This is a genomic window from Cyanobium sp. BA20m-p-22, from assembly GCF_024346275.1.
Taxonomy (GTDB): domain Bacteria; phylum Cyanobacteriota; class Cyanobacteriia; order PCC-6307; family Cyanobiaceae; genus Cyanobium_A.
Genome location: NZ_JAGQCQ010000237.1, coordinates 1 through 5,852 on the forward strand (window position 1 = coordinate 1; position 5,852 = coordinate 5,852).

At 60.8% G+C, this 5,852-nt stretch carries 7 protein-coding genes and 1 tRNA gene; 5 read left to right on the top strand and 3 right to left on the bottom strand.

Annotation, left to right across the window (positions count from 1 at the left end):
* The 5 genes from KBZ15_RS16745 to KBZ15_RS16765 all read left to right on the top strand — a co-directional run.
* On the top strand, positions 1-174 hold a 174-nt coding region (locus tag KBZ15_RS16745; protein WP_255016354.1), incomplete at its 5' end, for a glycine--tRNA ligase subunit alpha.
* A complete protein-coding gene (locus KBZ15_RS16750) occupies positions 171-365 on the top strand; it encodes a hypothetical protein (RefSeq protein ID WP_255016347.1) in 195 nt (64 codons plus the stop codon). The genes KBZ15_RS16745 and KBZ15_RS16750, both read left to right, overlap by 4 nt.
* Before the next feature lie 45 nt (positions 366-410).
* Positions 411-2,384: a ComEC/Rec2 family competence protein gene (locus tag KBZ15_RS16755; protein ID WP_255016348.1), complete on the top strand. Its 1,974-nt coding sequence runs from the start codon at positions 411-413 to the stop codon at positions 2,382-2,384.
* A gap of 36 nt (positions 2,385-2,420) precedes the next feature.
* Positions 2,421-2,505 (top strand) — tRNA-Ser (locus KBZ15_RS16760).
* Between the two features lie 185 nt (positions 2,506-2,690).
* The gene (locus tag KBZ15_RS16765) at positions 2,691-3,923 is read left to right on the top strand and encodes a site-specific integrase (RefSeq protein WP_255016349.1); all 1,233 of its coding nucleotides are present in this window, start codon (positions 2,691-2,693) and stop codon (positions 3,921-3,923) included.
* A gap of 12 nt (positions 3,924-3,935) precedes the next feature.
* On the opposite strand, the gene KBZ15_RS16770 is transcribed toward KBZ15_RS16765, so the two are convergent.
* The 3 genes from KBZ15_RS16770 to KBZ15_RS16780 form a co-directional block, all read right to left on the bottom strand.
* Positions 3,936-4,133, bottom strand: coding sequence for an AlpA family transcriptional regulator (locus KBZ15_RS16770; RefSeq protein WP_255016350.1), 198 nt, complete (start codon positions 4,131-4,133; stop codon positions 3,936-3,938).
* Between the two features lie 183 nt (positions 4,134-4,316).
* A complete protein-coding gene (locus KBZ15_RS16775) occupies positions 4,317-4,817 on the bottom strand; it encodes a hypothetical protein (RefSeq protein ID WP_255016352.1) in 501 nt (166 codons plus the stop codon).
* Positions 4,818-5,258: 441 nt separating this feature from the next.
* Positions 5,259-5,633, bottom strand: a complete 375-nt coding sequence (locus KBZ15_RS16780) for a hypothetical protein (RefSeq protein ID WP_255016353.1) — start codon at positions 5,631-5,633, stop codon at positions 5,259-5,261.
* Positions 5,634-5,852 lie beyond the last annotated feature (219 nt).

Below are 5,852 nucleotides of genomic sequence, written 5' to 3' on the forward strand. Positions count from 1 at the left end.
TTCAACTTGCTCGAGGCCCGCGGTGTGATCTCGGTGACCGAGCGCACCGCCACCATCGGCCGCATCCGCACCCTGGCCCGCCAGGTGGCTGAGGCCTGGCTGGCCGAGCGGGAGGCCCTGGGCTTTCCGCTGCTGGATTCGGCCAAGCGCCAGCCTGCGGCCGTGGCGCCTTGAAGCTTGCGCTGCAGCGAGGCCTGTTGCTGCTGGTGCTGGCTGGCGGCAGCTTCCAGTTGGGGCGCCTGAGTGAGCGGGCGGTGTGGCCCTGCCGGCTCCGGCCGGTGGCCGCGCTGGTGGCACCGCTGCTGGGTCAGCAGATGCCCAGCCGCCAGGCCTGCGACCTGCTGCTCAAGATTCCCAACCTGTAGGGGCGTGGGAACCCTGGCTCCCTAACCAACCGGAAGGGGGCAGTGGTGGCGAGCGGCAGCGGGGGCAGGCTGAAACCGCTAGTGTGGGGGCTGCTGCTGGCCCTGCTGCTGCTGCGGGTGGTGCTGGTTGCGAGCATGCCGCTCCAGCCCGCTGGCGCTGACCCGGTGCTGCTGCTGGAGGCCGCCAGCAGCCCAGAGTTGCCGCTAGAGCTCACGGGCACCCTGCTGGGCGATCCGCGCTCCAGCGTTGGCACCGGCAGTTGCCGGGCCCTGCTGCAGCTGCCGGTGGGGCGCACCGAGCTGCGTTTTGGCGACTGTCCGCCCCTGCAGGAGGGCTGGCGCCTGCGGGTGCGGGGCCGCCTGCGCCGGCCGCAGGCCTCACCCCATCCACTGCTGGCAGCCCCCGCCGAACGGCTGGCTCGCCAGGGCGCCTTCAGCCAGCTGCAGGTGCAGGACTTCAATGTGCTGGAGCGGCCCGCCACGCCGGTGGCCGATCTACGCCGTCGCATGGCCCAGGCCCTGGTGCGGCAGGCAGGCCCCGACCGCGGCGGGGTGCTGGCGGCCCTGGTGCTGGGCAGTGCGGTGGTGCCGGTGCCGGCCGAGCTGCGCGAGGCCTTCCGGGCGTCGGGCCTCTCCCATGCCCTGGCGGCCTCGGGCTTCCATCTCTCGGTGTTGCTGGGTGTGGTGCTGCCCCTTGGCGACCGCTTGCCCCAGCCGGCGCGACTGGGCCTGGCGGCAGCAGCGATGGGCCTGTTCGTGTTGCTGGCCGGGCCCCAGCCATCGGTGCTGCGGGCCGTGCTGATGGGGGCGCTGGCCCTGGCGGTGCTCGAGAGTGGCCACCGCAGTCGGCCCCTGGGAATCCTGGCCGCCAGTGCCCTGGCCCTGCTGCTGGCCCGGCCCGATTGGCTGTTGGACGTTGGTTTTCAGCTGAGTGTGGTGGCCACCGCAGCCCTGGTGCTTTCGGCCCGGCCGCTGGAGCTGGGTCTGCGCCGCTGGCTGCCTGGCTGGCTTCCAGGCTGGTTGGCAGCGGCCACCGCGGTGCCCCTGGCGGCCTCGCTGTACACCCTGCCGCTGCAGCTGTTGCACTTCGGCGTGGTGCCTCTCTATGCGGTGCCCGCCAACCTGGTGGTGGCGCCGCTGCTGACACCCCTCACCCTGGGGGCCATGGCCCTGGCCTGTCTGGCCGTGCTGCTGCCGCCGTTGCTGCCCTTGGCCACCGTGCCCGTCGACTGGCTGTGCCGGCTGTTGGTGCTGGTGGTGCAGGCCTTTGCTGAGCTGCCCATGGCCCAGTGGCAACTGGGCCGGCCGACGCCCGTTTTGGTGCTGCTGCTCAGCCTGGCCCTGTTGGCCCTGGTTTTGCCGGCCCTGGGCCGGCGCTGGCGCCTGCTGGGGTTTGGCTTGTTGGCCCTGGTCGTGGCCCTCCACCTCAGCCTGCTAGGTGCCGACCAGCTGCTGCTGGTGCATCAGGGGCGGCTCGACCTGCTGGTGGCACGGCACCGGGGCCGGGCGGCACTGGTGAGCAGCTCCGCCGATGGCTTCAGTTGCAGTCAGGCCAGCCAGCTAGCTCGGGGTCTGGGGGTGCAGCGCTTCGACTGGGCCCTGCTGCTGGATCCGCTGGCGCCCGAGCAGCCCGATTGCTGGCGGGCCCAGGCAGGCATGGTACTTGCCAGCGCCGATGGCAGCCTGCCCCTTCAGCCGGGTCAACGGCTGGCCAGCGAGGGCCTGAGTGCTGCGCCCGTGGCGATCGAAAGCCGGGCGATGGAGTTGCAACTGGGTCGCTGGCGCTGGTTGCTGTTGCCCGATCGCCAGGCGCTCTGGGCCTGGCAGGAGCGCTACGGCCCTGGCCGCGGCGGTTTTGATGGACTGTGGCTGGGTTTTCGCCCTTCGCAGCGGGAGCGCACCCAGCTGCAGCAGCTGGGGGTCGAGCGGATGTGGCTGAGCGGAGCTATCCCCTCGGGCTGGCCAGAAACCTGGGCGGCCAGCGGCCCCAGTGGATCCCTCCAGGCGGTGCGGGGATGATCGATCCTTAAAGTGCATAAGGCCCGAGGGGCCGCTGGAGAGGTGGCTGAGTGGTCGAAAGCGAACGACTCGAAATCGTTTGAAGGGAAACCTTCCGTGGGTTCGAATCCCACCCTCTCCGCTTCTGAGGAGTTTTCAAAGGGTCTGGTTCGTCCAGACCCTTTGCTGTATCTGGGTTCTTGGCGGGTAGGTGGTCCAGGTAAATCCGCCTAAAACCAGGGTGGTCGAAAAAGTTGGTTGGGGGAAATGTTGGGGTATGCCCTCCTAGGTGTTGGGGTATGATTTGAGTGTTGGGGTATTTCTCAAATGCCTTTCACAGACAGCGATCTCAGGGCGCTTCAACCCCAGTCGAAGAAATATAGGGAGTCCGCTGGTGATGCCCTCTTTGTCGAGGTCTACCCCAATGGCGGGCGCTATTTCGTATGGCGTCACCGCTTCCCGCCTGGGAAGGAAGGCAAGCAGCGGGACTATCAGATCGGTCCCTACGGCAAGGGTCCTGGGCAGTGGACGCTCAAGGAGGCACGGGAGGAGCGGGCACGACTGGATGTGCTGCGCCGTCAGGGGGAAGACCCCAGGGCACTGAAGTCAGAGCAGCGCCAGACCATTCAGCGCACAGGTGCTGTGACCTTTCAGAAGGCGGCAGAGGAGTGGTTGGCAAGCATCAGCAGCAAACTCGCTGCTACCACCCTCAAGGACTACAAGAACAAGTTGCAGAACCAGATCCTGCCTGTCTTTGGTAAGCGGTCGATCAAGGCAATTACCCGAAGCGAGTGCCTGGATTTCAAGCGCACCATCGAAGCAAGGGGTGCCCTCAACCAGTCCGACAAGGTGTTTGGAGTGCTCAGGCAGGTGTTCTCCTATGCCATCGACCACGAGTGGATCCCTGACCCCAACCCCGCCAGGAGTTCAAGACACGCTCATTCGGGGCATGTCACCAAGAGTCATCCGTCGTTGGAGTGGAACGATGTGCCTGGGTTCCTGGCGGATCTCTCCAGCAATAAGGGCAATGGAGATTTGATTGCCCTCGCCAGCGTCAAGGTCTTGTTGTTGACTTTTATGCGGGTCGGTGCCGTGATGCCAGGGGAGTGGTCAGAGGTTGATTGGGTCCAGAAAATCTGGACTATTCCCGCCAGGAGGATGAAGGGTCGGGATTCGACAAGGCAGGATCACTTAATTCCAATGGCACAACCGCTGATCGATGTTCTTGAGTTCCTCAAACCGATCACGGGACATTCGCCCTATATCTTTCAGAGTTCCAGAGGCAAGGGTACTGAGCACATCGCCTTGGAGACACCAAATCATCTAATCAAGCGGATGGGGTATCAGGGCAAATTCGTTGCTCACGGTGTAAGGCATATGGCACTGACCTTCGGGCAGGACATCCTTAAGACACCATTTCACGTCATCGATCTCCAGATGGGTCACAAACCCCCAGGCAAGGTCCGTCAGGCATATGACAAGGCACAGTTTCTGGATGAACGGATTGATTTTATGAATCGCTGGGGTGACTTGTTACTGGAAAATGGATTGCAAACATAAAAAAGGGGGGTGTTACCCCCTCGCCGCTGAGACTAGTTCGGCAATCCAGTTCTGAATGTCCGATTCCACCCATACCACAAGGCGTGGTCCAATGGAAATCTGCTTCGGGAAAGTACCCTCTGCGATACGGGCATAAATGCTGGATTTCGAAAGTCCGGTCGATTCTTTCACCTGTGGGAGGCGGAGGAGTTTAGTCTGCAGTTTGCTCATGGTTTTAGTTTGTATTTGCTAAGGTCCCACTACAAAGCGGCAGGCGGTCGCTCAATATCTTTTGCCGAAGCAGCGAGGTTTATCCCGCTTCCCGAAGGAAAGTTGCCGCACATTGACCGAGTGCGGCGTTCCTGATAAGGCGGCAGAGAGAGTTTAGAGGCGGTTGCTTATTGCCTAAACTTCCTAGTCCCCAGAAAATGAATTAGGGAACAGGAAAGCAGTGCCACGATAGATGTCAATTCCCACCTGTTCGCACAGATTCGCGGAACTTTGGGAACACGTATACGACCAAGGAATAGAAGTAATCTGCGACCGAACTTCCTTTACGAGTTTCCCGAGGGAATCAATATCGCTCTTTACAATCATGCGCCATTGGTCGTAAATGCTCTTGCCGTAATGACTAATAATATTATGCTTAATCACGTCTGAATGAAAGCGGTAATGACGCCCTGCCATGACTGAAATGTCAAAGTTGAGCGAGTACTTGCTCCTGGGATGGATAAAAATTTTCCATACACCATTGTAACCAGTTAGCACGCCCTTGCCGCCCTTGCGTGACAAGTTATTCCTGATAGCAAGGGGTTGACGTGCAGGCGTCAGAAGTTCCGATACAGAGTAGTCCTTGCTATTAACGCAGTACTGGTTGAACCAGCGATTAGACATTGAAGACTTTGCTTCCTCCAAGGTCCGATATCCAGCAAGGATTTCCCCTGAGGTCCTAATGTAGTTTGCAATATACTGGCATTTAGTTTGCTGCTTTACGGCAAATCCTTTAGACATTGGTTAAGAGAAGAAGTATTCTTCTCCATTTCTCAGTTGCCTGCTCTTCTGGAGGAAAGAACGGCAACTACCAGCGGGTGAACACCAGTGCTGATAAGACGACCAGGGCGGGAATGTCTGGTCTTAAAAGAAACCCTGTTTGGGTATAGGTATTCAGTTGTGGTGCCCTTTGACCCTGGGCGTCTTCTTTTCGGGGGAGCGGCGGGTTTAGAGGCAGTCGCTCGTTGCCTTGACCTTGAAGTCCGAGGAGTGCCTCGGTTTCGCTGATGGACTTAGTATGGCACGGTTACGCGCTGTCGTCAAATGCTTGTTAGCATTCCGCAACAATTGCGCGTAACCGTTTTCCTATCTGTTTTGGTCCGGTCGAGGGCGCTGCCAGTCCCGTTGGGCATCCGTGGGAGTGCCGTAGTTGCGCTGGAAGTAACCGCCCCACCACGCTTGGTCTTCCTTGCTGGAGCGCGGCAGGCGCTGGATGCCCCCTGCTGGTTTTGGCGCTTGGGGTGCTGATGTGGTCGCCTGACTACCTTGACGGTTACGCAGCGATGCCTGCTCCAGCAGTCCCTTGAAGTCAGGGTTTGGGCAGTTGGTGCCTTTGCCTGTGGTGCCCTGTTGGTAACGCTCCAGCAGGTAGGAGGAATGCTCTAAGGGGTGGTGCGCCTCAAGGAACTTCTCAAAGGTGGTGGCGTGGTTGCAGTGGTTGCAGCGAAACCACCACTCCACTGCCTTGCTGGAAGGGAGAGCGCCTACGCGGCATCAGATAAGCGGTGCGGTCTGAGGGTTTACGCCCCCAGCGGCAGTAGGGGCACTGAAACCCATATTTGCCATTGCTGAGGTGCTTCCAAAAGGGATGGCAGGACGAGATCTGCTCGATAAATCGGTTTTCTATTTGCATTGCTTGATGGATATGGCTTTGCCGCTGGCGAAACCGCCTATGGGTGC